The sequence below is a fragment of the Enterobacter sp. BIDMC 30 genome, from assembly GCF_000534355.1.
Classification (GTDB): domain Bacteria; phylum Pseudomonadota; class Gammaproteobacteria; order Enterobacterales; family Enterobacteriaceae; genus Enterobacter; species Enterobacter ludwigii.
Genome location: NZ_KI973169.1, coordinates 2870400 through 2896489 on the forward strand (window position 1 = coordinate 2870400; position 26090 = coordinate 2896489).

At 55.2% G+C, this 26090-nt stretch carries 23 protein-coding genes; 13 read left to right on the forward strand and 10 right to left on the reverse strand.

Going from position 1 to position 26090, the window contains the following annotated elements; genetic code table 11:
- Window positions 1-141: 141 nt before the first annotated feature.
- Window positions 142-1185: an AI-2E family transporter gene (locus L466_RS08830; protein WP_014169847.1), complete on the forward strand. Its 1044-nt coding sequence runs from the start codon at window positions 142-144 to the stop codon at window positions 1183-1185.
- A gap of 96 nt (window positions 1186-1281) precedes the next feature.
- Here the strand turns inward: L466_RS08830 and L466_RS08825 are convergent, their stop codons facing one another.
- Window positions 1282-2307, reverse strand: coding sequence for an LLM class flavin-dependent oxidoreductase (locus tag L466_RS08825; RefSeq protein WP_014169846.1), 1026 nt, complete (start codon window positions 2305-2307; stop codon window positions 1282-1284).
- Window positions 2308-2485: 178 nt separating this feature from the next.
- On the opposite strand from L466_RS08825, the gene yajD reads away from it, so the two are divergent.
- Together yajD and L466_RS08815 are read left to right on the forward strand one after the other, a co-directional pair.
- Window positions 2486-2833: an HNH nuclease YajD gene (gene yajD, locus L466_RS08820; protein WP_014169845.1), complete on the forward strand. Its 348-nt coding sequence runs from the start codon at window positions 2486-2488 to the stop codon at window positions 2831-2833.
- A 56-nt stretch (window positions 2834-2889) separates the two neighbouring features.
- A complete protein-coding gene (locus L466_RS08815) occupies window positions 2890-3159 on the forward strand; it encodes a hypothetical protein (protein ID WP_032681142.1) in 270 nt (89 codons plus the stop codon).
- Window positions 3160-3279: 120 nt separating this feature from the next.
- Here the strand turns inward: L466_RS08815 and L466_RS08810 are convergent, their stop codons facing one another.
- Entirely contained in the window at window positions 3280-4047 is a 768-nt protein-coding gene (locus L466_RS08810) for an arylamine N-acetyltransferase family protein (protein ID WP_020884297.1), read from the reverse strand.
- 36 nt (window positions 4048-4083) lie between these two features.
- Here L466_RS08810 and L466_RS08805 point away from each other — a divergent pair, with 36 nt between their 5' ends.
- On the forward strand, window positions 4084-5592 hold the full coding sequence (locus tag L466_RS08805; protein ID WP_032681143.1) for an aminotransferase-like domain-containing protein: 1509 nt from the start codon (window positions 4084-4086) through the stop codon (window positions 5590-5592).
- A gap of 64 nt (window positions 5593-5656) precedes the next feature.
- Here L466_RS08805 and L466_RS08800 read toward each other — a convergent pair whose 3' ends face one another.
- Window positions 5657-6712 (reverse strand): SDR family oxidoreductase, encoded by a 1056-nt coding sequence (locus tag L466_RS08800; RefSeq protein ID WP_032681144.1) that lies wholly within the window; start codon window positions 6710-6712, stop codon window positions 5657-5659.
- 97 nt (window positions 6713-6809) lie between these two features.
- On the opposite strand from L466_RS08800, the gene L466_RS08795 reads away from it, so the two are divergent.
- A complete protein-coding gene (locus tag L466_RS08795; protein ID WP_032678042.1) occupies window positions 6810-7691 on the forward strand; it encodes a LysR family transcriptional regulator in 882 nt (293 codons plus the stop codon).
- A gap of 7 nt (window positions 7692-7698) precedes the next feature.
- Here L466_RS08795 and umuC read toward each other — a convergent pair whose 3' ends face one another.
- From umuC to L466_RS08780, 3 genes are all read right to left on the reverse strand, one after another.
- Window positions 7699-8961 (reverse strand): translesion error-prone DNA polymerase V subunit UmuC, encoded by a 1263-nt coding sequence (gene umuC, locus L466_RS08790; RefSeq protein ID WP_025204329.1) that lies wholly within the window; start codon window positions 8959-8961, stop codon window positions 7699-7701.
- Complete coding sequence (umuD, locus tag L466_RS08785) at window positions 8945-9379, reverse strand: translesion error-prone DNA polymerase V autoproteolytic subunit (RefSeq protein WP_014169838.1); 435 nt, start codon at window positions 9377-9379, stop codon at window positions 8945-8947. Before umuD ends, umuC begins: the two co-directional genes overlap by 17 nt.
- 234 nt (window positions 9380-9613) lie before the next feature.
- Window positions 9614-10480: an aldo/keto reductase family oxidoreductase gene (locus L466_RS08780; RefSeq protein WP_032681146.1), complete on the reverse strand. Its 867-nt coding sequence runs from the start codon at window positions 10478-10480 to the stop codon at window positions 9614-9616.
- Window positions 10481-10624: 144 nt separating this feature from the next.
- Here L466_RS08780 and L466_RS08775 point away from each other — a divergent pair, with 144 nt between their 5' ends.
- Window positions 10625-12286, forward strand: coding sequence for a methyl-accepting chemotaxis citrate transducer (locus L466_RS08775; RefSeq protein WP_014169836.1), 1662 nt, complete (start codon window positions 10625-10627; stop codon window positions 12284-12286).
- Window positions 12287-12323: 37 nt separating this feature from the next.
- Here L466_RS08775 and smrA read toward each other — a convergent pair whose 3' ends face one another.
- Both smrA and L466_RS08765 read right to left on the reverse strand, forming a co-directional pair.
- A complete protein-coding gene (gene smrA, locus L466_RS08770) occupies window positions 12324-12887 on the reverse strand; it encodes a DNA endonuclease SmrA (protein WP_020884302.1) in 564 nt (187 codons plus the stop codon).
- A 354-nt stretch (window positions 12888-13241) separates the two neighbouring features.
- A complete protein-coding gene (locus tag L466_RS08765; RefSeq protein ID WP_014169834.1) occupies window positions 13242-14153 on the reverse strand; it encodes a LysR family transcriptional regulator in 912 nt (303 codons plus the stop codon).
- A gap of 175 nt (window positions 14154-14328) precedes the next feature.
- Here L466_RS08765 and L466_RS08760 point away from each other — a divergent pair, with 175 nt between their 5' ends.
- The 6 genes from L466_RS08760 (at window position 14329) to uspE (ending at window position 21515) form a co-directional block, all read left to right on the forward strand.
- Window positions 14329-15639, forward strand: coding sequence for a M20 family metallo-hydrolase (locus tag L466_RS08760; protein ID WP_032681147.1), 1311 nt, complete (start codon window positions 14329-14331; stop codon window positions 15637-15639).
- Window positions 15639-17084: a M20 family metallopeptidase gene (locus L466_RS08755; RefSeq protein WP_032681149.1), complete on the forward strand. Its 1446-nt coding sequence runs from the start codon at window positions 15639-15641 to the stop codon at window positions 17082-17084. Before L466_RS08760 ends, L466_RS08755 begins: the two co-directional genes overlap by 1 nt.
- A gap of 52 nt (window positions 17085-17136) precedes the next feature.
- Window positions 17137-18663, forward strand: a complete 1527-nt coding sequence (gene abgT / locus L466_RS08750) for a p-aminobenzoyl-glutamate transporter (RefSeq protein WP_032681150.1) — start codon at window positions 17137-17139, stop codon at window positions 18661-18663.
- 10 nt (window positions 18664-18673) lie between these two features.
- Window positions 18674-19189 carry a methylated-DNA--[protein]-cysteine S-methyltransferase gene (ogt, locus tag L466_RS08745; protein WP_020884306.1) on the forward strand — a complete coding sequence of 172 codons (516 nt, stop codon included), beginning with the start codon at window positions 18674-18676 and terminating at the stop codon, window positions 19187-19189.
- Between the two features lie 183 nt (window positions 19190-19372).
- On the forward strand, window positions 19373-20125 hold the full coding sequence (gene fnr / locus L466_RS08740) for a fumarate/nitrate reduction transcriptional regulator Fnr (protein WP_014070017.1): 753 nt from the start codon (window positions 19373-19375) through the stop codon (window positions 20123-20125).
- A 439-nt stretch (window positions 20126-20564) separates the two neighbouring features.
- Window positions 20565-21515, forward strand: a complete 951-nt coding sequence (gene uspE / locus L466_RS08730) for a universal stress protein UspE (protein WP_014169827.1) — start codon at window positions 20565-20567, stop codon at window positions 21513-21515.
- 50 nt (window positions 21516-21565) lie between these two features.
- Here uspE and pntB read toward each other — a convergent pair whose 3' ends face one another.
- Window positions 21566-22954 (reverse strand): Re/Si-specific NAD(P)(+) transhydrogenase subunit beta, encoded by a 1389-nt coding sequence (gene pntB / locus L466_RS08725; protein ID WP_025204333.1) that lies wholly within the window; start codon window positions 22952-22954, stop codon window positions 21566-21568.
- 10 nt (window positions 22955-22964) lie between these two features.
- Window positions 22965-24494, reverse strand: a complete 1530-nt coding sequence (pntA, locus tag L466_RS08720; protein WP_020884308.1) for a Re/Si-specific NAD(P)(+) transhydrogenase subunit alpha — start codon at window positions 24492-24494, stop codon at window positions 22965-22967.
- A gap of 535 nt (window positions 24495-25029) precedes the next feature.
- Between pntA and ydgH the strand changes: the two genes are divergently transcribed.
- Window positions 25030-25974, forward strand: a complete 945-nt coding sequence (ydgH, locus tag L466_RS08715) for a DUF1471 family protein YdgH (RefSeq protein ID WP_020884309.1) — start codon at window positions 25030-25032, stop codon at window positions 25972-25974.
- The last annotated feature ends 116 nt before the right edge of the window (window positions 25975-26090 follow it).

Genomic DNA, 26090 nt, shown 5'->3' on the forward strand with positions numbered 1-26090 from the left:
TTGAACACGCCAAATTTGTACCATAAGTAAGGCTTTTACTCAAAGTCTTTTCAATTCTTTACCCATCCCGTTTGATTTTGGTTAGTTTATTGAAACGGCTTTCGCCTTTATTATAAATAAAAATATTATTCAGGAACCCCCATGGCTAAACCCATCATTACCCTGAACGGGCTAAAAATTGTCATCATGCTGGGCATGCTGGTGATCATACTGACGGGCGTTCGTTTTGCCGCCGACATCATCGTGCCGTTTATTCTGGCCCTGTTTATTGCGGTGATCCTTAACCCGCTCATACAGCGCATGACGCGGTTCCGCATCCCGCGCGTGCTGGCAATCACGATGCTTATCAGCATCATTATTATTGCCATGGTGCTGCTGGTCGCTTATCTCGGCACCTCCCTGAATGAACTGACGCGAACGTTACCGAAATACCGCTCGTCGCTGGCGATACCGCTGTTGCAGCTTGAACCCTGGCTGCAGCGTGCGGGAATCGAAGTCTCCGTTGAGGAGTTGCTGAAGTACATTGATCCGAATGCCGCCATGACCCTCGTCACCGGCCTGCTGGCGCAGCTCTCTAACGCCATGACCTCGATTTTCCTGCTGTTTTTAACGGTGGTGTTTATGCTGCTGGAAGTGCCGCAACTGCCCGCAAAACTGCAGCAAATAATGGTCCGTCCGGTTGAAGGCATGGGGGCGATTCAACGCGCGCTGGATAGCGTCTCCCGCTATCTGGTCCTGAAAACCGCCATTAGCCTGGTCACCGGGGCCGTGGTCTGGGGAATGCTGATGGCGCTGGATGTCCGGTTTGCATTCGTCTGGGGATTACTGGCCTTTGCGCTCAACTATATCCCCAACATCGGTTCGGTGCTGGCCGCCATTCCCCCTATTCTGCAGGTGCTGGTGTTCAGTGGGTTCTATGATGCGCTGATTCTGCTGGCCGGGTATCTGGTGATTAACCTGGTGTTCGGGAATATTCTTGAGCCACGCATGATGGGGCGCGGTCTGGGATTGTCCACACTGGTGGTATTTCTGTCCCTTATATTTTGGGGATGGCTGCTCGGCCCGGTCGGCATGTTGCTCTCCGTTCCGCTGACCATCATTGTGAAGATTGGCCTCGAACAGACGGCGGGCGGGCAAAGTATCGCCGTGCTGCTGAGCGATATGAGCCATAAGCCAGTCGAATAACCTCCGCAGATGCCTGCCTCGTCCCCCTTACCGGGGGTGACGAGACAGGCAGGCGTTACGGCCTTCGCGCGCGGCGTTCGGCGCACAACAAAATGGCTACTCGCGCCATCCCATTGCCGGTGCAACATGCTTCAGAATGGATTCGATAACATGCGCGTTATAATCCACACCGAGCTGGTTCGGCACGGTGAGCAATAAGGTGTCCGCTTCGGCAATCGCTTCGTCCTGTTTCAACTGCTCAATCAGCTTTTCAGGCTCAGCGGCATAGCTGCGTCCGAAAATTGCGCGCGTTTTCTCATCAAGGTAACCCACGCTATCGCTGTCGTTCCGGCTTGCGCCGAAGTACATGCGGTCACGATCGTCCATCAGCGCAAAAATACTGCGGCTGACCGAGACGCGCGGCTGACGAGTATGCCCGGCTTCCGCCCAGGCCTGTCGGTAAGCGCGGATCTGTTTTGCCTGCTGAATATGGAATGGCTCACCGGTTTCATCATCTTTCAGGGTTGAGCTTTGCAGGTTCATCCCCAGTTTTGCAGCCCATACCGCTGTCGCGTTCGACCCTGCGCCCCACCAGATGCGCTCACGTAAACCTTCGGAATGTGGCTCCAGGCGCAGCAGTCCCGGTGGATTTGGGAACATGGGTTGTGGGTTCGGTTTTGCAAACCCTTCTCCGCGCAGCACCTCAAGCAGTACCTCGGTGTGTCGGCGTGCCATATCTGATTCATTTTCCCCTTCCTGCGGGACATAACCAAAATGACGCCAGCCATCAATGACCTGCTCCGGAGAGCCCCGGCTGATCCCCAGCTGCAAACGTCCGCCGGAGATTAAATCCGCCGCGCCCGCATCTTCCGCCATGTACATCGGATTTTCATAGCGCATATCGATCACACCAGTACCGATTTCGATGCTTTTCGTTTTGGCACCGATCGCCGCCAGTAAGGGGAATGGAGAGCTGAGTTGACGGGCAAAATGATGCACACGGAAATAGGCACCATCTGCGCCCAGCTCTTCAGCGGCGACGGCCAGGTCGATGGATTGCAACAGGGTGTCCGCCGCGGAACGCGTGCCGGACTGAGGTGACGGTGTCCAGTGACCAAATGACAAAAAGCCGATCTTTTTCATAACGAGATATCCTGATGATGCTTTGCGTTATCTCTACTTTACGCATTACCCGGGGAGAATAAATGCCCTTTATTTAACGGAATAATTCAAATAAATTGACTGAATTGAGCAGATCGCAATGACGCCCCATAATGAGATATAGTGCGTCTTTCTTTTTCCCTGGCAGGTAAAACCGGCAATGGCTCTGATCCCTAAAAACTACGCGCGACTGGAAAGTGGCTACCGTGAAAAGGCATTAAAAATCTATCCCTGGGTCTGTGGACGCTGCTCACGCGAGTTCGTCTATTCAAACCTGCGCGAGCTCACGGTTCACCATATCGATCACGATCATACTAATAACCCGGAAGATGGCAGCAACTGGGAGCTGTTGTGCCTGTTTTGCCACGACCATGAACACTCGAAATACACCGAAGCAGATCAGTACGGCACCACCGTTGTGGCGGGTGAAGACGCGCAAAAAGACATGGGCGTGGCCACTTTCAACCCGTTTGCCGATCTAAAAGCGATGATGAATAAGAAAAAATAATTCCTTAATATTGCCCCTCTTCGTCATATGGGCCGCACAGTTACAGGTAAAAGGATATGGATACACTCCGTTGCTACTGGGACGTTTTTTTCAATGCTTATGGCTCACTGCTCACGAAAACCGTGCTGGTATTACTGCTGGTGTGGTGGTGTCATCAAACCCTGCAGCGCTTCAGAAAAGAAGCCCCTGACGCTACCGGCCCCATTGCCGAGGCCAATGCCAGAGAACGCTACCAGTGGCGCTATTTGCGGTGGGCTTTAAGTAGCATCCAGGGCATCCTTTCCCTGTATATTATAGGGTCGATTATTACGACGCTTTTTACGTAGCGGATACGGTTTCTGCCCTGAAGGCGTCTCAGGTAGCCTCTGTCTTTAACAGTTCGCATTGTCGATGATAAGCCGGGGACGCATGCGCAGACTCGATACAGTCCAGCGTCCCCCTGCGGATCACTCAACCGTCAGCGCAAAACAATTTTTCAGTACAGAGGCAATATCATCTTCTGCCAGCTGCTGCGTTTCAACGCCCTGCGCGGTGATCGTTTTCAGCACGTTACCCAGCAAAATCTGGCGTCCTTCCGGGCGATGCTGTACGACGAGCAGTTTCTGCACAAAAATGGCGTCCGGGTGCGTGGAGTTAAGGTAGTTGGCAGGCACAAAATCAATCCACTCCTGAGGAGAGAGGTCAAAGCCGTACTGACTGGCCCATTTACCCTCCACCCATGCCTGAAGCAGATACTCACCCTCAGCGTTACGGGTCAGCCGGAACGTGTCGAAATCCTGCCGGATATCCGTATCAAGCATGTCTAACGCCATCGGCGCACGGATGCCGTAGCTACCGAACCCGAGGTCACAAAGCCACTGACGACCGTCAATCTCAGCAATGAGTGCCATATGGGTTTTAGGCCGACGCACCGGGTAGAACATCGGGCGCGCCGCGACAAAACGCCAGCGAATGCCCAATGCCTCCAGCGCCATCGCAAATAGCCCATTCACCTCATAGCAGTAACCGCCGCGCTTCTGCCTCAACAGCTTATCGGCAATGTCTTCGGGGACCAGCGAAACGACTTTACCCGCCTGTACATCCCCATTTTCAAAGGGTATCGAAAAGAGCTGATGGCGCATCAGCGCATGCAGGGTTGCAGTATCGGCAGCCGCCGGGCCGGTATAGTTTATGCGCCTGAAATAGGCAGAAATATCGAAATTGTCGCTGTGCATAGTGCCTCCTTGTCTGGAACATGCCGGACACTATAGATGGGGCACTTCATTGGCTGTATAGTCAGTTTTATCGAAAATTTGACTGCACAGATCCCCATGGCCGCCCCGTCCCCCCATTACCGTCGGATTGCTGAGATGCTGCGTCTTACGCTGGCTTCAGGCGCGTTGCAAATCGGCGACCGGATGATCTCTGCACGTAAACTGGCCGAGCGCGAACAGGTCAGTCTCCCGACAGCACTGGAAGCACTCCGCTGTCTTGAGGCCGAAGGCCTGATCGTTGCGCGTCCGCGTTCGGGCTACTACGTCCGTCAGACCCGCCAGTCCCGATGCGTGCAGCCCACGCGTTCCCTGTCCGGCCCCGTGCCTGTGACAATGTCAGCCGTCGCGCGATCGTTATTCAGTAGTGCAGAAGCCCGGCTGGTACCGCTGGGGGCTGCCTTGCCCGACCCCGCGTGGCTACCAGGCGATACCCTGCAACGTGCGCTGCAGTCTGCAGGTCGACGTCTGGAAGCGCGTGGGCAAAGCTATAGCCTGCCTCCGGGACGGGTTGATTTGCGCAGTAAGATTGCCGCCCGGGCAGCGCAATGGGGTGGCCGTTTTGGTGCAGAGGATCTCATCATCACCGCTGGCGCGACACAGGCGCTGCGTCTGGCGTTGCGGGCTGTGTGCCAGCCTGGCGACGTGGTAGCGATAGAACAACCCGCCTATTTCGGTACGCTGTTGCTGCTGGAAGATTTGGGCCTGAAGGCGCTGGAGATCCCAACCGATCCTCAAGAAGGGTTGTTGCTGGCGCCGCTCGCCGATGCTATTCGGTGCCATCATCCAGCGGCCGTTCTGGCCTCGCCCACCGTGCAAAATCCGCTGGGCGCCAGTATGTCCGTCACCCGCAAGCAGGAACTTGTTGCCCTGCTGGAAGATGCAGGCATCCCGTTAATTGAGGACGATGTTTATGGCGATCTGGTCGGCGAAGGGCAACGTCCTCCGGCCTGTAAAGCGTTCGACCAGAGCGGGAATGTCATTTACTGCAGTTCATTGTCTAAAACGCTTGCGCCCGGATGGCGCATCGGCTGGATTGCGGCCGGACGTTACCACGCCCAGGTCCTGCAGGCGCGTATGGCCGGAGACTGGGCAGGCGCGCCGCTGTTTGAAGCCGCAACGAGCGAAATCCTGGCCAGTGGCGACTACGATCGTCATCTGCGGCGGCTAAAGCGGCGCATCGCAGAAGGGATTGGTGCCGTCATTGCGCGCGTCAAGGCAAGCTTCCCTCCCGGCACACGCGTTAACGTGCCGGCTGCCGGTTTCCTGTTGTGGGTTGAACTTCCACACCAGGTGAATGCACTGGAGGTGCACCGCCGCGCGCTGGCACTGAACATTGGCGTTAGCCCCGGGCCGCTGTTTTCCCCCCGCGCACACTTAACGAATTACCTGCGATTAAATTGTGCCAACGAACCCACGCCCCTCCTGCTGAATGCGGTGGATCGGATTGGCGCGCTTTGTCATGAACTGGCCGGTTCCTCTGGCCTTATTCCAGAAAGTGAACATTGAGCGTTCTTTACTCCCTGCATTCGGGTTCGCGTTTTTTACTGCCGTCAGAAACGCACTCTTTTTTTCACGGAATAATACGTGCCGCTCTTAGCTGCGAGAACAGGCTGAAAAACATCTCATCGGTTGCCTGCATTCGCGTGAACCCTGACCGGCGGAGCTTACTGCCGTCGCCAAACATGTCGTAATTCCAGCTAAAGACAAAATCGGCAAAATGTCCGTCGTTCAGCTGCAAAATATCCGCCTCCACCAACCGATCCCCGGCAATGTCGCGCCATAACGCACGATAATCCTTAAACAGCTGATGGAATGACAATCTGACCGGCGGCGCAGAGTCCAGTTCAAACCAGCGTGCGATACGTGGCCACAGCTCGCTCCAGCGCCAGATGTCCCCATTATTCACGTTGAAAGCCTGGTTGTCAGCCCTACGTGATGTGGCTGCCCACAGCGTTGCCTCCGCCAGCAATCCGGCGTCAGTATGATCAACAATGCTGTGCCAGGTCTGTTCCGAACCGGGAAAACGCAGAGGTAAACCCAGAGCCTTACACAGGGACGCATACAGTGCGATGCTCAGCGCAAGGTTCATGGTATTGCCTGGCACCGAACTGCCCACCACGCCTGGCCTGATGGCATTCCAGTGCCAGCGTTTCCCCCGCTGAAAATCACGGAGCCACGCGAGCTGAGCGGCGTTAAATTCTGCCCCGGGTACGCCCGGATCGCTTTCGCGTGCCGGGGTTTTGAACGGTCCCAGGTGCGCGCCATACACTTTGTATCCCTGCATCAGGCTTACCGTCTGCAAAGGTGCCGTTTTTTCAATATTGCTGACCAGGTTGCGCAACATCGTGACGTTCGGTTCAACCATTTCCGTCCAGCTCCCGGCATTCATCCAGGCGCTGTAAAAAATATGGGTGATCTCGCCAGCGGCTTGCAAAGCCCTGGCGCTATCCTCCGCATCCAGTAAATCAACGTTGATCAGCGAAATAGCATCAGGATGGGATAAGGCATGGCGGCTCAGGCCAATCACCTGCCATTTGTTGTCCAGGAGCGTTTTGACGAGCTGTCTGCCTACGATCCCGCTGGCGCCAGCGACCAGCGCGACGTTTTGTGGCTGCATCTTATTCACGGTGTTTCTCCAGTTAAGGTGACAGACACAGTGTGATATATTATTTTTTCCCTACATATCCCCTGAATTCGATGGCACTTATAAGAAAAAACATTAAATGAACAATAAGCTCAACGCCATTTCCACCTTTCTGCGCGTCGCAGAAGCGGGTTCCTTTTCGGCAGCCGCTCGCCAGAGCGGAATGAAGCAGTCTGCCGTCAGCCAGCAGATTGCCGCCCTGGAACAGGAGCTCGGGGTGGTATTACTGCATCGGACAACGCGAATGATGAAGCTCACCGAGCAGGGTGAACGTTATCGCCGTGATATGCAGCTTTTGCTGGATGCCATGCAGGAAGCGGAGAGACGGTTAAACCCTGCCGATCATCAGTTTCAGGGCAGCGTCCATGTTCAGTTGCCAAGCGGTCTGGGGCAGATCGTTTTGCCCCCTCTGCTGGCGCTTCAGCGCCTGCATCCGGCGTTGCACCTGACGCTGTCCCTGGATGACCGCATCGCCGACCTGGTGAGCGAAGGGGTGGATGTCGCGCTACGCCTTAGCGCTGAGCCTCCGCAGTCGCATGCGGCACGTCTGCTGATGCGGATTGAAACCGCGCTGTTCGCTGCTCCCGGCTTTCAGGCGGTACACTCCGTCAGCGAACTGGCGGCACATCCCCATGTGCGATTTAGCGGCATCCCGCGGGATGCGCCTCTACGGTTGATCGCCGGTGAGGAAACAATTGACGTGAAAGTGCATACCGTTTTTCGTGCCAACACCAGTGACGCCCTGTTACAGGCGCTGGAGTCAGGCATCGGGATTGGCGGCATGCAGCTGCCGCTTGCGGCAAAGGCGTTGCAAGCCGGCACGCTGGTGCCGGTATTACCGGCCTGGCGGTTACCTGACCGCTATCTCTATGCCGTCTACCCCGACGCCCGCTTTATCCCACAACGCGTCAGAAGCGTGATACAGGTGATCGAACAAATCCTGCCGACGCTTGCCAAATAACCGGCGCCTACTTCGCTACCGGCAAATCCGCGTACCGCGTCGTATAAGCCGGTGACAACATCTCGCGCTTCATCGCCCAGGATTTCTCAATCCCCTGCCCGGCAAACCATATCTTCCCTTTCCCGGAATGATTCACGCTGTCGATCAACTCCATCAGCGCCGCGCTGTTGGCGCGCAAACGGTTATCGTCAAATAAATTCAGCTGGGCGACGCCGCTACTGAAAAAGTCCGCCAGCATCACCCCCGCTTTCATGTAGCGATAGCCGTCAAGCCATATGCGCCCCAGCGCATCGGTGGCGGCACGGATGATATCGCGCGAGTCATTGGTGGGCGTCATCAGGGTGACAGACGCCTGATTGCCGTAATAAACCTCGTTGTCCGCATGCGGGCTGGTACGCAAAAACACGCTGATAAAGCGACAATATTGATGCTCGCTGCGCAGCTTTTCCGCAGCCCGTTCAGCGTAGGCACAAATGGCCTGGTGCATCTCCTCGTATTGCGTAATACGGTGTCCAAACGAGCGGCTACAGATAATCTGCTGCTTCGTAGGCGTAAACTCTTCCAGATCAAGACAGGGCTCGCCGCGCAGCTCGCGCGCCGTGCGCTCCAGGACAACATTAAAATGTTTGCGGATGACCCACGAGGAAGCTTGTGCCAGATCCAGCGCCGTGGTGACGCCCATCGCATTAAGTTTTTTGGTAATGCGCCGCCCGACGCCCCACACCTCCTCTACCGGTACGCGCGCCAGCAATTTACGCTGCCGCTCGCGATCCGATAAATCCACTACGCCTCCCGTGCTGCTCCACCGCTTTGCCGCATAGTTGGCCAGCTTCGCCAGCGTTTTCGTGGGGGCAATGCCTACGCCAACGGTTAATCCCGTATTTTTAAACACCTGCGTGCGCATATGATGACCAAACGCCTCCAGCGCCATGCAGTTGCTGACGCCAGCAACGTTCACAAACGCCTCATCAATGGAGTAAATCTCTATGGCCGGGGCGAAGTCGGTCAGCGTCTGCATCACCCGGCTGCTGAGATCGGCATAAAGCGCATAGTTCGAGCTGAAGACGTAAACCCGCGCGGGAAAGCGCTTCTCTTTGAATTTGAAATACGGCTCGCCCATTTTTATATCGAACTGCTTTGCCTCCCGCGACAGCGAAATAATGCAGCCGTCGTTATTGGAGACCACCACCACGGGTTTACCCCGCAGATCGGGCCGAAACACCGTCTCGCAGGAGGCATAAAAGCTGTTCACATCAACCAGCGCGAACATGTTTATGCGTTTTGAGTGTGTGGGTGACAACACCGAAGATCTGCAGTTCCTCTTCGGACTGAAACGTGATCGGCTGATAGCGAACGTTATGCGGCACTAACCTCAGGATCGGGCGGGTCTGCAGCTCTTTGACCGTAAACTCACCCGCGACGGATGCCACCACAATATCCCCGTGCACGGCGTTTAACGAACGATCGACGACCAGCAGATCGCCATCGCCGATCCCAACGCCGATCATCGAGTCTCCGCTCACCTTCACAAAGTAGGTCGCGCTGGGATGCCTGACGGCCAGGCGGTTAAGATCGAGACGATCTTCCACATAATCCTGTGCCGGGCTTGGAAAACCACACGCTACGCGTTCTACAAATAACGGTAATTCAAGGGGTTGCTTAGGATAATAAGAAAAGAGAGTGTCCATAAATGCCTTTCTCGCCAGATACTGTATATAACTACAGTATTACGGATTATGGACAAGGATCAAGGTCCTTTACGGGGGTTATCCCCAAACGCATTGAAGTGTGAGCGGATTTAATTCAGCCGTATCCTGCGCATCGGCGAAAGAATAGCCAGATAACGCCTGCGGCAGCGACATTCAGGTTTCAAGAGGGACAAAAAAGCCCAAAGCACTGCTTTGGGCTTATGCCTGTCTGTCTTAATCCGCCAGCGAATCAAGCGTTTCCAGCGCGTCAGCCGGAAGTACCAGCTCCGCCGCCGCAAGATTTTGTCGCAGATGCGCCACGGAGGAGGTGCCGGGGATCAACAGGATGTTCGGCGAGCGTTGCAGCAACCACGCCAGCGCGACCTGCATTGCCGTTACGCCCAGCGAATCAGCGACCGCCTGCAGCCCGGATGATTGCAGGGGTGTAAAACCGCCCAGCGGGAAGAACGGCACATACGCAATCCCCTGCTGCGCCAGCGAATCCACCAGCGCATCATCGCCACGGTTCACGATGTTGTACATGTTCTGCACACACACCACCTGCACCATCTTCTGCGCTTCCGCAACCTGGGTGGCCGTGACGTTGCTCAGGCCAATATGGCGCACCAAACCTTGCTGTTGTAACTCGGCCAGCGTGGCGAGAGGTTCAGCAATTGAGCCTTCTGCTGGCCCGTGTGAGCTGAACATGATGCGCAGATTAACCACGTCCAGCACATCCAGCTGCAGATTACGCAGGTTGTCATGTACCGCCTGCGTCAGTTCCTGCGCGGAGAAGGCCGGCAGCCAGGAGGCATCACTGCCGCGACGGGCACCGATCTTGGTGACGAGCGTCAGATCGTCGCGGTACGGATGAAGCGCCTCACGGATCAGCTGGTTGGTGATATGCGGCCCGTAAAAATCGCTGGTATCAATGTGATTCACCCCAGCAGCCACCGCTTCGCGGAGCACATCCAGCGCGGCATTTTTGTCCTTTGGAGGACCAAACACGCCCGGCCCGGCAAGCTGCATCGCGCCATAGCCAAGCCGTTTAACCGTCCGCGACCCAAGTGCGTACGTCCCGCTTTTATCAATGCTGCTCATGTCGACCTTCCTCATAAAAATGATCCGGATTTACAACGAGTTCCTTAACAGACCCCGTAGTTAAGCGCGAGTTAAATTAAAGTTTAATTTCTCTACGACGATAGTATTTGTGTAACCCTGCATCTTCTCTAACGGACGACCGCTATGCTGAAAAATCTGCACGTGATTACCGGTATTATCTTTGCTCTCACCATATTCTGTCTGTTGCAAGTTGTCACGGGAGGGTTGTTCTACTCTGCCGTCAGCAACGACCGCCATAACTTCCAGAACTCCGGGGTGCTCAATGCCCAGCAGGAGAGCCTGAGCGACAGCGTGAACACGCTGATCAAAACGCGCGTCACCGTCACCCGCGTGGCGATCCGCTACCTGAAAAACCAGCGCGACCCGGCGTCCCTTGCGGCGATCAACAAACTGCTTGGCACCGCGGCTGATTCTCTGGCTAAAGCTGAAGCCTATAACAAAGAGTGGCAGAAAATGCCGCAGGTTAACGGCCAGAACGCGGCATTAACCGATGAAATGCAGAAATCATGGAGCCAGATGCATGAAGTGATGCGTCTCTCCATTGCGTATCTGCGTGCCGACAACTACCAGGCCTATGGCGATCTGGATGCCCAACAGGCCCAGGACGATATGGAAGGGGTTTATAACCGCTGGCGCGCCGAAAACAACACCCTGCTGAAAGCCGCAACCGAAGAGAACCAGAGCAGCTTTACCCAGATGCAATGGACGCTGGCAGCGATCTTCCTGGCCGTGATCGCGGTGCTGGTGGTGATCTGGCAGGGTTTACAACACCTGCTGTTAAAACCGCTCCACATGATTATGAACCATATTCGCGCCATTGCGGGCGGCGATCTGACGCAGGATATCGCCCTGTCTGGCCGCAATGAGATGGGTCAGCTGGCAGCGGGTCTGCATGAGATGCAACAGTCGCTGGTGACCACCGTCAGCGCCGTGCGTGGTAGCACCGACTCCATTTACACAGGCGCAGGTGAAATTGCCGCCGGAAGCAACGATCTGTCTGCCCGCACCGAGCAACAGGCGGCTTCGCTGGAGGAGACGGCTGCCAGCATGGAAGAGCTGACCGCAACGGTTAAACAGAACTCCGACAACGCCCGTCAGGCTACGCTACTGGCGAAGAACGCTTCAGAAACGGCGGCCCGTGGCGGTCACGTGGTGGATAACGTTGTCCGTACCATGACCGAAATCGCCGACAGCTCGCAGCAAATTGCGCACATTACCGGCGTGATTGACAGCATTGCCTTCCAGACAAACATTCTGGCGCTTAACGCGGCGGTGGAAGCCGCGCGTGCCGGGGAGCAAGGTCGTGGCTTTGCGGTCGTTGCAGGTGAAGTCCGCACGCTGGCCAGCCGCAGTGCGCAGGCGGCGAAAGAGATCAAAGGGCTGATTGAGAACTCCGTCAGCCGGGTGAATACCGGTTCAGAGCAGGTCAGCGAAGCGGGCGCAACCATGAAGGAGATTGTCGCGGCCGTCACCCGCGTGACCGATATCATGGGCGAGATTTCGTCGGCGTCCGATGAACAGAGCCGCGGCATTGAACAGGTGAGCCTGGCCGTTTCGCAGATGGACAGCGTCACACAGCAAAACGCCGCGCTGGTACAGCAATCCGCCACGGCGGCGGCGGCCCTGGAAGATCAGTCGGAACAACTGCGCCAGGCTGTGGCAGCGTTTCGCCTGAACGGAAAGGAAAAAGCCACCGCGCCCCGCCCGGCCACGGTGAAAACCCCACAGCTGTTACGCCCGGCAACGGCCAACACCGCCACCGACAGCAACTGGGAAACCTTCTGAGTGACAGGCGGGCGAACGTCTCGCCCGCCAGAAGCGCTTAACGGCTGCGCTTAGCGTGCCGTTCCCAGTTCTCCTGTTTCGCTTCGTCAGACTTTCGTAGCGAAACATAGCATGCTCCGCTGCCGCCGTGATGCGGCAGCGCCACGCAAAAGGCCTGCACTTCCTCGAACTCGGTTAACCAGCGCGCCAGATAGCTGCGTACCACGTTGGGATGGGCGTTCTGCTCCCGCCCTTTTCCATGAATGATCACCAGGTTACGTAATCCATCGCGTCCAGCCTGGCGGATAAAGGAAAACAGCATCTGCCGGCAACGCTCGGCGGGCTGGCGTAACAGATTTAAACTGGCCTGGCGGGAATATTTACCCGAGCGGAGCTTATCAATAACGCCCTGTTGCACCCCTTCCCGTCTGAACGCCAGCGGCTCCTCCAGGGGCAGCAGTTCCAGGAAGCCCAGGGTCAGGAAGTTATCCAGTTGCTCGGTATCAATCTCCTGACGCGTTCGCGTGTTGCGGCTCGGCTGCCAGTGAATATCCGTGCAGCGCTTCAGGGGCTGGATACCCTCCATGGCGTCAAGAAAAAGTGATTTGTCGTCAGGGTTCATGGACATCCTCCCGCTACATCTGAGCCTGTACTATACCTGCGCCAGGCATGGGCCTCAATAACCGCCCCCCAGGATGAGGGCATAAATATTAATCTGATGAATATAAAAATTATTTCTCCGCAAAAGTTAAACGCGACTTAACTTAAATTTCAGCACACATAAAACAGAAAGTTTAGGTTAAAAAAATGTGGAATCAATCATGCTAAAACATATCTTTTTGAGGGTGGGCTGTTATAATTAAATAAACCTGCTTCACGGATATAACATTCAGGATCTGCGAAGGGAAGCACTGCTGTGTGTTGTAGGGTCTGTCTGATGTCGGACAGGCTCTGTTTTTTTATTTTACTCCCCGCTTCACTCCGATACTATTTTCCGCGCCTCTCTTCTGAATTGCGTAATTAACGATTCGGTCAGGGGTGTCTGACGAGAATCACGGCGCTGAATTAAATAATAGGCCGCTTTAGGTAGCGATTCGACAACGGGCAGCATAACCAGACGGTGCGCCAGCAGCGGGTCACAGCCCAGTTCCTTTGGCAGGATACTTAAAAAATCACTTTGTGCAACAAGGCTAATGCAGGAAGAAAACGTTTCGCAGACAACGTCAATGCGCGGTATTTGCGAGCGATGAGTAAACACATCTTCTAATTGCTTATAATAACTCCCGCGTGGCGTCGGCATTGTCCAGTTATAATTAAGCAATTCGGTAATGGATGTCGCGCCCGTCGCCGGATGTCCTTCCCGACAAAATACGGCGAAAGGCTTTTCAAACAATTTTTCAAACGTAAACTCATGATCGTACGGCCCCTGATAATAGGTGTTGATGGTGAAATCCAGCTCGCCCTGGCGTAATTCATTGATCATCGACACCAGTTGCCCTTCCATAATCCGGACTTTTACCTGCGGATGTTGTGCATGAAAGCGGGTGATCACCGCGGGCATAAGGCTTCGCGAAATACTGGCTCCCATTCCAATGTTAATCTGCCCGGCCAGTTCCCCCTGGCGCTGGCGGATATCATCCTGCGCCGCGCGTAACTCTTCCAGAATCAGCCTGGCGCGCGAGTAAAACCCTTCCCCACACTCGGTCAATGCGACGCCTTTACTCCTGCGCACAAAAAGCTGCGCCGCCATGCCCTCTTCCAGCTCTTTGATCGATTTAGTCAGCGCCGGTTGCGAAAGATTAAGCGTCCTGCTGGCACCGCGGATACTGCCCTGACGCGCGACTTCAACAAACGCCCGGATTTGATGAAATTTAATCTGAAATGACATAGCCCGACCGATAACCGTTGTTTATCAGAGTAAAGAAACTGTCATCTACTTTAATGGAAATGGATGTGCGAGGGTAATTCCTGAACGGTTAAAACTGTGAAAAAACGGTTAGTGATAAGTAAAAACTATCACAGCGTGAAGCAGTTCACATATTTTAATGATGACAGGAACAGATATGGAATCACTGGCGCAGTACATCCAGACATTAGCCCCACAACTGAGCGCATGGCGTCGCGATTTTCACCATTTCGCGGAGTCCGGATGGCTCGAATTTCGCACGGCGGCGAAAGTCGCGGAAATCTTAGACCAGTTGGGTTATTCGCTGGCGATGGGCCGCGACGTGGTGGACGCCGAAAGCCGTATGGGATTACCCGATGACGCCACGCTGGCGCGAGAGTTTGCCCGCGCCCGGGCGCAAGGCGCACCAGAGAAATGGCTGGCCCCGTTTGAAGGGGGATTTACCGGCATTGTGGCGACCCTGAATACCGGCCGCCCAGGACCGACGCTGGCGTTTCGCGTGGATATGGACGCGCTGGATTTAAGCGAAGCACTCGATGACAGCCATCGCCCGTTCCGCGACGGATTTGCCTCCTGCAACCCGGGGATGATGCACGCCTGCGGTCACGATGGCCACACCACCATTGGTCTGGGGCTGGCGCACGTGCTTAAGCAGAATGAATCGCAACTCAATGGCACCATCAAACTGATCTTCCAGCCTGCCGAGGAAGGCACCCGAGGCGCTCGCGCCATGGTGGCCGCCGGGGCGCTCGACGATGTGGACTACTTCACCGCGATTCACATTGGCACCGGTGTGCCCGCCGGTGTGGTGATCTGCGGCAGCGATAACTTTATGGCCACCACCAAGTTCGATGTGCATTTTACCGGGGTTGCCGCACACGCCGGTGGTAAACCGGAGGACGGCCGTAATGCCCTGCTCGCCGCGGCTCAGGCCGCTATCGCGCTTCACAGCATTGCCCCACACAGCGAAGGTGCATCGCGGGTGAATGTCGGCGTGATGCAGGCCGGCAGCGGACGCAACGTCGTGCCGGCTAACGCCCTGCTCAAGGTTGAAACCCGCGGCGTAAGCGAAGCCATTAACCAGTACGTCTTTGAACGCGCGCAGGCCGTGATTACCGGTGCGGCGGCACTCTACGGCGTGAGCGTCGAGATGCGTCTGATGGGCGCCGCCACCGCCAGTGCCCCTACACCGGCCTGGGTAGATTATCTGCGCCAGCAGGCAAGCCAGGTGACCGGCGTGGTGCAGGCCATTGACAGAGTCAACGCCCCCGCAGGTTCCGAAGACGCGACGCTGATGATGGCCCGCGTGCAGCAGAATGGCGGAATGGCGTCGTATATGGTGTTCGGTACCGAGTTAAGCGCAGGTCATCACAATGAAAAATTTGATTTTGATGAGCAGGTCATGAACCTCGCTATCAAAACGCTGGCGCGCACTGCGCTTAATTTCCCGTGGACGCGAGGTGTGTAATGCAGGAGAACTACGCTTTTATTGCCGATGCCATCGACACACGATGTCAGCTGTTAACCGACATTGCCGACGACATCTGGGATCACCCTGAAACGCGTTTTGAAGAGTTCTGGTCCGCGGAACGGATTGCCGGCGCGCTGGAAGCGGAAGGTTTCACCCTGACCCGTGAAGCCGGCGGGATTCCGAATGCCTTTATCGCCAGCTTCGGCAGCGGTAAACCCGTTATCGCCCTGCTGGGGGAATATGATGCTCTGGCCGGATTGAGCCAGCAGGCACATTGCGCGACGGCACAGTCCGCCACGCCGGGTGCCAACGGCCACGGCTGTGGCCACAATTTGCTGGGAACGGCAGCGCTGGCGGGTGCCATTGCGGTGAAAAGCTGGCTGGAGCAGCACGGGGGGAACGGCACCGTGCGTTTCTACGGCTGTCCTGGTGAAGAAGGCGGTTCAGGGAAAACCTTTATGGTGCGCGAAGGTTTGTTTGATGACGTTGATGCCGCCGTCACCTGGCACCCTGAAGCATTTGCCGGCATGTTTAACGTCAGCACGCTGGCCAATATTCAGGCCGCCTGGCGGTTTCACGGCGTGGCGGCACATGCTGCTAACTCGCCACATCTGGGGCGTAGCGCGCTGGATGCCGTAACGCTGATGACCACCGGCACCAATTTCCTCAACGAACACATCATTGAGAAAGCGCGCGTTCATTACGCTATCACCGATACCGGTGGAATCTCACCCAACGTGGTGCAGGCGCAGGCTGAAGTGCTGTACCTGATCCGCGCGCCGGAAATGGCCGATGCGCAGCAGATCTACGAACGTATCGAGAAAATCGCTCAGGGCGCGGCAATGATGACCGAAACCACCGTTGCGTGTCGCTTTGATAAAGCCTGTTCCAGCTACCTGCCCAATCGCACGCTCGAAGCGGCGATGTATCGCGCCCTGCAGCATTACGGCACGCCGGAGTGGACGGAAGAGGAGCGCCAGTTTGCGCAGGATATTCGTGCCACGCTAACGCCAAATGACCTGCAAAACAGCCTGAAGAACATTGCCGCGACGGGGGGAGAAGCCGGTAACGCTTTTGCGCGCCGTCAGCAGGAGAAGTTACTGACAGATGAGGTCGCACCTTATGCCATTACCGATAACGTACTGGCCGGGTCAACCGATGTGGGCGATGTCAGCTGGAAAATGCCGGTGGCACAGTGTTTCAGCCCCTGCTTTACCATCGGAACGCCTTTGCATACCTGCCAACTCGTGGCTCAGGGGCGAACCTCGATTGCTCATAAGGGCATGCTGCTGGCCGGAAAAGTGATGGGCGCAACCGCGCTAAATCTGCTCCAGGATGCAACGCTGCTGCAACAATGCCGGGAAGAGTTCGAACAACAAATCACCGAAAAGCCGTACGTGTGTCCGATTCCGGCAGGCGTGACACCGTCACCTTTAAAATAATAAAACACAACACAACAACACAACAACACAACAACAGTCCCGAGGAACGCCCATGAGTATGTCTTCCATACCTTCGCATTCCCCATCCGGTAAGCTCTATGGCTGGGTTGAAAGGATCGGCAATAAAGTGCCGCACCCTTTCCTGCTTTTTATCTGGTTGATCGTGGTTTTGATGGTGGCGACAGCGGTGCTGTCCGCCTTTGATGTCAGCGTGCGCAGTCCGGCCGATGGCAGTCTGGTGGCGGTCAAGAACCTGTTGAGTGTCGAAGGGTTGCACTGGTTCTTACCGAATGTGGTTAAAAACTTCAGCGGCTTCGCCCCGCTGGGAGCCATTCTGGCGCTGGTACTGGGCGCCGGGCTTGCCGAGCGTGTCGGACTGTTACCGGCGCTGATGGTGAAAATGGCCTCCCACGTCAGCGCACGTTACGCCAGCTACATGGTGCTGTTTATCGCCTTCTTTAGCCACATCTCCTCTGATGCCGCGCTGGTGATCATGCCGCCCATGGGCGCTCTGATTTTCCTCGCCGTCGGACGCCATCCCGTGGCGGGTCTGCTGTCGGCGATTGCGGGCGTAGGCTGCGGCTTTACCGCCAACCTGCTGATCGTGACCACCGATGTCCTGCTCTCAGGCATCAGCACGGAGGCGGCCAAAACCATCGACACCGCGATGCACGTCAGCGTCATCGACAACTGGTACTTTATGGCCAGCTCGGTGGTCCTGCTGACCCTGGTGGGCGGACTGATTACCGATAAGCTCATTGAGCCGCGTTTAGGGAAATGGGAAGGCCGAAGCGATGAGAAGCTGGAGACGCTGAGTAAAGAGCAACGCGTTGGCCTGCGCGTGGCAGGCGTGGTCTCGCTGGCGTTTATTGCCGCGGTCGCGCTGATGGTGGTACCGGAAAACGGCATCCTGCGCGATCCGGTTAAACATACCGTTCTCCCCTCGCCGTTTATTCAGGGCATTGTGCCGCTGATTATTCTGTTTTTCTTTGTCGTTTCGCTCGCCTATGGGATCGCCACCGGCAAAATTCGCCGTCAGGGCGATCTGCCGCAGCTGATGATCGAACCCATGAAAGAGATGGCGGGCTTTATTGTGATGGTGTTCCCGCTGGCGCAGTTCGTGGCGATGTTTAACTGGAGCAACATGGGCAAATTTATGGCCGTGGGGCTGACCGATGCGCTGGAAGCGGCGGGGTTAAGCGGCGTCCCGGCATTTGTCGGCCTTGCGCTGCTGTCGTCACTGCTGTGCATGTTTATCGCCAGCGGCTCGGCAATCTGGTCGATTCTGGCCCCCATCTTTGTGCCGATGTTTATGATGCTGGGGTTCCACCCGGCGTTTGCCCAGATCCTGTTCCGTATCGCAGACTCCTCCGTCATCCCGCTGGCACCGGTCTCACCGTTTGTTCCGCTGTTTTTAGGCTTCCTGCAGCGCTATAAACCAGAGGCAAAACTGGGTACCTACTATTCGCTGGTTTTACCCTATCCGCTTATCTTTTTAGGGGTATGGCTGGTGATGCTGGTGGCATGGTATCTTGTCGGTCTGCCGATTGGGCCGGGGATTTACCCAAGACTGCACTAAAGGATTATCGATGCTGAGATTACTCGAAGATAAAATTGCCACGCCGCTTGGTCCACTGTGGGTGATTGCAGACGAGCAGTTCTGTCTGCGCGCCGTTGAGTGGGAAGAACACAGCGACAGGATGGACACGTTGCTCAACGTGCACTATCGCGCGCAGGGTTATGAACGTATCAGCGCCACCAACCCCGGCGGCCTGAGCGACAAACTGACGGCGTACTTCGAGGGCGATCTCAGCATCATTGACACCCTGCCGACCGCCACGGCAGGCACACCTTTCCAGCGCGAAGTCTGGCAGGCGCTGCGCAGTATTCCGTGCGGACAGGTCATGCATTACGGCCAGCTCGCCGGGCAGCTCGGCCGTGCCGGCGCGGCCCGCGCGGTCGGCGCGGCAAATGGCGCTAACCCCGTCAGTATTGTGGTCCCCTGCCACCGCGTGATTGGCCGCAACGGCACCCTGACCGGCTATGCCGGTGGCGTGCAGCGCAAGGAGTGGTTACTGCGTCACGAGGGGTATCTCCTGCTCTAGTTTCCAGGCTTTTAGTGCTTAATTTTCTTCCGGTTAGGCTAAAAATCCATAATCAAGCTGTGGAATTTCAAGAAGATGGCAACAGGTTGCCGTCTCTTGTCCTTATTGATGGTTTGGCAGGCTTACGTACTTACCAAAAAGATGTTAAAATTGACCAATATCAATTAAGGCTTGAGCAAACCTATGATCCCGGAAAAGCGAATTATACGACGCATTCAGTCTGGCGGTTGTGCTATCCATTGCCAGGATTGCAGCATCAGCCAGCTCTGTATCCCGTTTACTCTGAATGAGCATGAACTCGATCAGCTTGATAATATCATCGAGCGCAAAAAGCCTATTCAGAAAGGGCAGACGCTGTTTAAAGCGGGAGACGAACTGAAATCGCTCTATGCTATCCGTTCTGGCACCATCAAAAGCTACACCATCACTGAACAGGGTGATGAGCAGATCACCGGCTTCCATCTGGCGGGTGACCTGGTTGGCTTTGATGCCATCGGTACTGGCCATCACCCGAGCTTTGCTCAGGCGCTGGAAACCTCAATGGTTTGTGAAATCCCGTTTGAAACGCTGGACGATCTCTCAGGCAAAATGCCCAATCTGCGTCAGCAGATGATGCGTCTGATGAGCGGTGAGATCAAAGGCGATCAGGACATGATTCTGCTGCTTTCTAAAAAGAATGCAGAAGAACGCCTGGCCGCGTTTATCTATAACCTCTCACGCCGCTTCGCGGAGCGCGGTTTCTCCCCGCGTGAATTCCGTCTGACCATGACGCGTGGCGATATCGGCAACTACCTGGGCCTGACCGTGGAAACCATTAGCCGCCTGCTGGGTCGTTTCCAGAAAAGCGGAATGCTGGCCGTTAAGGGTAAATACATTACCATCGAAAACGGTGAAGCTCTGGCCGTTCTTGCCGGTCACTCCCGCAACGTGGCATAACGCCCCCGCATGATTGATGCCAGGCCGATAAATTTTTATGATTTATTGGTCTGGTACGTCACCACTTCCGTTTCACCACGTTTCCCTGGCACCGCCCCACTCAGTCCCTGAAAGGTTCTTGTTGAGGTTATGAATTGAGAGAAAGTTTATTTTTCGTTTCAGTCGTTATCGCCTCAGTGACCTTCATATTCATCTGGATCATGCTTGTCGGGCCAATGAAGGGTGAAGAAAAAACCTACGTACAGGATTCAACGACGTTTGCGATTGCGGTGATGGTACTGCTGTTGATTGCCTTTATCGCGGTAACAACAACGGTTCTTTTTCTGTGACAGATTTTCATGATTTATTGATCTGACAAAAACTTCCCCCCTGTTTCATTCAAGATATATAGGTTACTCTTTTAATTACAGACTGTGGTGACAGTAGTAAGGAGACCTGTATGGCAAAGTATCAAAACATGCTGGTGGCTATCGATCCTAACCAGGACGATCAGCCGGCATTACGACGTGCTGTGTATCTACATCAACGGATTGGTGGCAAAATCAAAGCGTTTTTGCCGATCTATGACTTCTCATATGAGATGACCACCCTTCTGTCGCCTGACGAACGCACCGCAATGCGTCAGGGAGTGATCAGCCAGCGTACCGCGTGGATCCGTGAACAGGCCAAATATTACCTGGAAGCGGGTGTTCCTATCGATATTAAAGTGGTCTGGCATAACCGACCTTTCGAAGCCATTATCCAGGAAGTGGTCGCCGGTGGGCACGACCTGTTGCTGAAAATGGCGCACCAGCACGACAAGCTGGAATCCGTGATCTTTACCCCTACCGACTGGCACCTGCTGCGTAAATGCCCTTGCCCGGTGTGGATGGTAAAAGACCAGCCGTGGCCAGAAGGCGGCAAGGCCGTCGTGGCGGTCAACCTGGCGAGCGAGGAGGATTACCACAATTCGCTCAATGAAAAGCTGGTCAAGGAGACGATCCAGCTTGCCGAGCAGGTTAACCACACTGAAGTCCATCTGGTGGGCGCTTACCCGGTAACACCGATTAATATTGCCATCGAGCTGCCTGAATTTGACCCGAGCGTGTATAACGATGCGATCCGGGGGCAGCACCTGCTGGCCATGAAGGCGTTACGCCAGAAATTCAGCATCGATGAGAAAATGACACATGTGGAAAAAGGGTTGCCTGAAGAGGTGATCCCGGATTTAGCAGAACATCTGCAGGCGGGGATTGTGGTACTGGGTACCATTGGCCGGACCGGTATTTCTGCCGCATTCCTGGGCAATACCGCCGAACAGGTGATCGACCATCTGCGCTGTGACCTGCTGGTCATCAAGCCGGATGAGTATCAGACACCGGTTGAACTGGACGACCCGGAAGACGACTAAGTTCAGACATAAAAAAAACCGCCGGAAACGGCGGTTTTTTTGTCGCTGATTTACAGCGATTTCAGAATAGCATCGACACTGGCTTTTGCATCGCCAAACAGCATGTGCGTGTTCTCTTTAAAGAACAGCGGGTTCTGAACCCCTGCATAACCGGTGTTCATGGAACGTTTGAAGACAATCACGTTCTGCGCCTTCCACACTTCCAGAACCGGCATACCGGCGATTGGGCTACGCGGATCGTCCTGCGCCGCCGGGTTAACGGTGTCGTTGGCACCAATAACCAGGACGGTGTCGGTATCGGTGAAATCATCGTTGATCTCATCCATCTCCAGCACGATGTCGTAAGGCACTTTCGCTTCCGCCAGCAGCACGTTCATGTGGCCTGGCAGACGCCCCGCTACCGGGTGAATGCCAAAGCGAACCTTGATACCGCGCGCACGCAGCTTCTCGGTGATCTCCGCAACCGGATACTGAGCCTGTGCCACCGCCATGCCGTAGCCTGGGGTAATGATGACCGAGTGTGAGTTTTTCAGCATCTCTGCGGTATCTTCCGCGGTGATCTCACGGTGCTCACCCACTTCTTCGTCAGAACCGGTTGAGGAGCCATCAGAACCAAAGCCACCCGCGATAACGCTGATAAACGAACGGTTCATCGCCTTACACATGATGTAAGACAGGATCGCACCAGAAGAACCGACCAGCGCACCGGTGACGATCAACAGATCGTTGCTCAGCATGAAGCCAGCTGCCGCCGCGGCCCAACCGGAGTAGGAGTTCAGCATGGAGACAACCACTGGCATATCGGCACCACCAATGGAGGCCACCAGGTGCCAGCCAAAGGCCAGAGCAATCAGGGTCATCACCAGTAACGCCAGCACCTGCAGGCCCACGCTTTCAGTGCGCACGAAGACCACCAGCAGCACAAAGGACACGACCAGCGCCGCCAGGTTCAGCTTGTGACGGTTTGGCAGCATCAGCGGTTTAGAAGAGATCTTACCGCGCAGTTTGCCGAACGCGACAATTGAGCCGGTGAAGGTCACCGCACCAATGAAGATGCCGAGGAACACTTCCGTCAGATGGATGTTGACCAGAATCGGTTCCAGACCGGGTGTGTGGTACAGGTAGCTGTTGAAGCCCACCAGCACCGCCGCCAGCCCCACGAAGCTGTGCAGAATGGCCACCAGCTCCGGCATCTCGGTCATTTCAACGCGTTTCGCCAGGCGAATACCAATCGCGCCACCGATGATCATCGCCACCAGGATCCATGCAACGTTGCCGGTGTCCGGCCCGAAGATGGTGGCAATCAGCGCAATCGCCATCCCGGCGATACCAAAGTTATTTCCCTGCTGAGACGTTTCGTGTTTGGAAAGCCCCGCCAGACTGAAAATAAACAGGATTGCAGCAACAATGTATGCGGCTGTGACTAATCCTCCAGACATATGCTACCCCTTAGCCTTTACGAAACATTTTCAGCATGCGCTGAGTCACGGTGAACCCACCGAAAATATTGATACTGGCGATCAGCACCGCGATAAAGCTCAGGAAGCTTACCCAGCCGCCGTGGCCAATCTGCAGCAGCGCCCCGACCACGATAATCCCGGAGATGGCGTTAGTGACCGACATCAGTGGCGTATGCAGCGCATGAGAGACATTCCACACGACGTAGTACCCCACCACACACGAGAGCGCGAAGACGGTAAAGTGGCCGAGGAATTCTTTCGGCGCGACATCTGCCAGCCAGCCAAACAGAATAATGACCAGCGCCATGATCGCGTACTTGCGCCACGGAGAAGCCGGTTTAGCAGGCTCTTTAGGCTCAGGTGCCGCTTTCGGTGCCGCCTGAGGCTGCGCGGACACCTGAATCGGTGGCGCAGGCCAGGTGATTTCGCCTTCACGCACCACCGTTACGCCACGCACAACAACATCGTCAAAATCAACGGTGATGTTGCCGTCTTTCTCTTTGCAGAGCAGTTTCAGCAGGTTAACAAGGTTGGTACCGTACAGCTGAGAAGACTGGGTTGGCAGACGGCCCGGCAAATCGGTATACCCGATCACCTTCACGCCGTTAGCGGTTGTGGTCACCTGATTTGGCACGGTGTATTCACAGTTGCCACCGTTCTGCGACGCCAGGTCGACGATCACACTGCCCGACTTCATTGAGTCAACCATCTCACGGGTAATCAGCTTCGGCGCGGGTTTACCGGGGATAAGCGCGGTAGTGACAATGATGTCGACATCTTTTGCCTGCGCGGCGAAGAGTTCCATTTCCGCTTTGATAAAGGCTTCGGACATGACCTTCGCGTAACCGTCACCGCTGCCCGCTTCTTCCTTGAAGTCCAGCTCAAGGAATTCGGCACCCATACTTTGGACTTGTTCTTTTACTTCAGGACGGGTGTCAAAAGCGCGTACGATAGCGCCCAGGCTGTTAGCCGCGCCGATAGCCGCAAGACCCGCCACGCCCGCGCCAATCACCATCACTTTCGCCGGAGGCACTTTCCCTGCCGCGGTGATCTGACCGGTAAAGAAGCGACCAAACTCATGCGCCGCCTCAACAATCGCGCGGTAACCGGCGATATTCGCCATGGAACTTAAGGCATCCAGCGACTGCGCGCGCGAAATACGCGGTACGGAGTCCATGGCCATCACGGTCACGCCACGTGCTGCCAGCTTCTCCATCAACTCAGGATTCTGTGCAGGCCAAATGAAGCTCACCAGCGTCGTGCCGGGATTCAGCAGTTCAATCTCGCTCTCTTCCGGCGCATTAACCTTGAGAATAACGGGCGACTGCCAGACTTCAGCACCGTCCACCACTTCCGCGCCAGCCTGAATAAAGGCCTCGTCATCGAAACTCGCCAGTTTGCCCGCGCCGCGTTCAACTGCGACGGTAAAACCCAGTTTAAGCAGTTGCTCCACCGTTTTCGGTGTTGCCGCTACGCGGGTTTCATTGGCTAACCGTTCTTTTGGTACCCCAATACGCATAGTTTTCCCTTCCATCGGTTTTTGATGATGGTTTGTCGATAAATGCCCGCGGTTTGTATCAACTTTCGCCAGCAGGACAGCGACGACATATGATTAACCCCAGAAAATAAAACAGTAACAAACTTTCTATAACCTACTGAAAATAACGCCCGTGATCTACCGCCAGAAAACACTATTTCTTACTTTATCTGTGAAAAATAAGTGATCTGCGTCGCTGACAGTGATATTTACCTTAAATTCATCGCTGAGACCGATAAATAGCGCAAGCGAAGCGGTAAAAACATGATATAGCGCCATTAGAGAACAACTTATTAACATTAAATTAACTTGTAAAAGTCATAAGCTTTATCAGTTTTGCTTGTCAGACGCCTGTTTTTTCAACATATCACTAAATGTTATCAAATCAGATGATTCAGTGAGCACAGGCTGTGAAAAATGGCGCAGACAGCGACGGGTTTTAAATGCCATAATCGGGACCGTCTCAAATTAACAACAATACCAGTACATGGTTTGCGCAAGGCGAAGGATTATTTTTATGAAGCTTAAGAACACACTCCTGGCGTCCGCACTTCTCTCCGCGACCGCCCTGTCTGCGAATGCCGCGACAGAGTTAACGCCGGAGCAAGCGGCAGCGTTAAAACCTTTTGACCATACGGTCATTGTGGGTCGTTATAATTCTATTGGCGATGCCGTCGCCGCCGCATCAAAAGCCGCCGATAAAAACGGTGCGGCCTCGTTTTACGTTGTTGATCAGTCTGACTCCGGCAACAGCGGTAACCAGCGCGTGACCATTGCGCTGTATAAAGACAATGCCCCGAAAGCTGACGCACCGAAAAACCGCGTGATTAACGGCGTCGTTGAATTACCAAAAGATCAGGCGATTGAGCTGGAACCTTATGACACCGTCACCGTGCAGGGCTTCTATCGCAGCCAGCCTGAAGTGAACGATGCCATCACCAAAGCCGCAAAAGAAAAAGGCGCGTACTCTTTCTTTATCGTGCGTCAGGTCGATGCTAACCAGGGTGGCAACCAGCGTATTACCGCGTTCATCTATAAAGAAGATGCGAAAAAACGCGTTCTGCAAAGCCCGGACGCCATCCCTGCTGATTCCGAAGCGGGTCGTGCGGCGATAGCAAAAGGCGGCGAAGAAGCGAAGAAAGTGGAAATTCCAGGCGTAGCCACCTCTGCCGCACCAAGCGCTGAAGTGGGCCGTTTCTTCGAAACGCAATCCACCAAAGGTGGCCGTTACTCCGTTACCCTGCCAGACGGAACCAAAATTGAAGAGCTGAACAAAGCCACTGCAGCGCAGATGGTGCCGTTCGACAGCATTAAATTTACCGGCAACTACGGCAACATGACGGAAGTCTCTTATCAGGTCGCGAAACGTGCGGCGAAGAAAGGGGCGAAGTATTACCACATCACCCGCCAGTGGCAGGAACGTGGTAACAACGTGACCATCAGCGCCGACCTGTACAAGTAACAGAACGGTTGACCCGAGGCGGCGCAATGCCGCCTTTTTTGTTACTTTTTTTTGAAATTCGGCCCCACGTCATTGCATGCTTTCGTGACACTCCGTAAAATCCCGCGCCTTAGTGT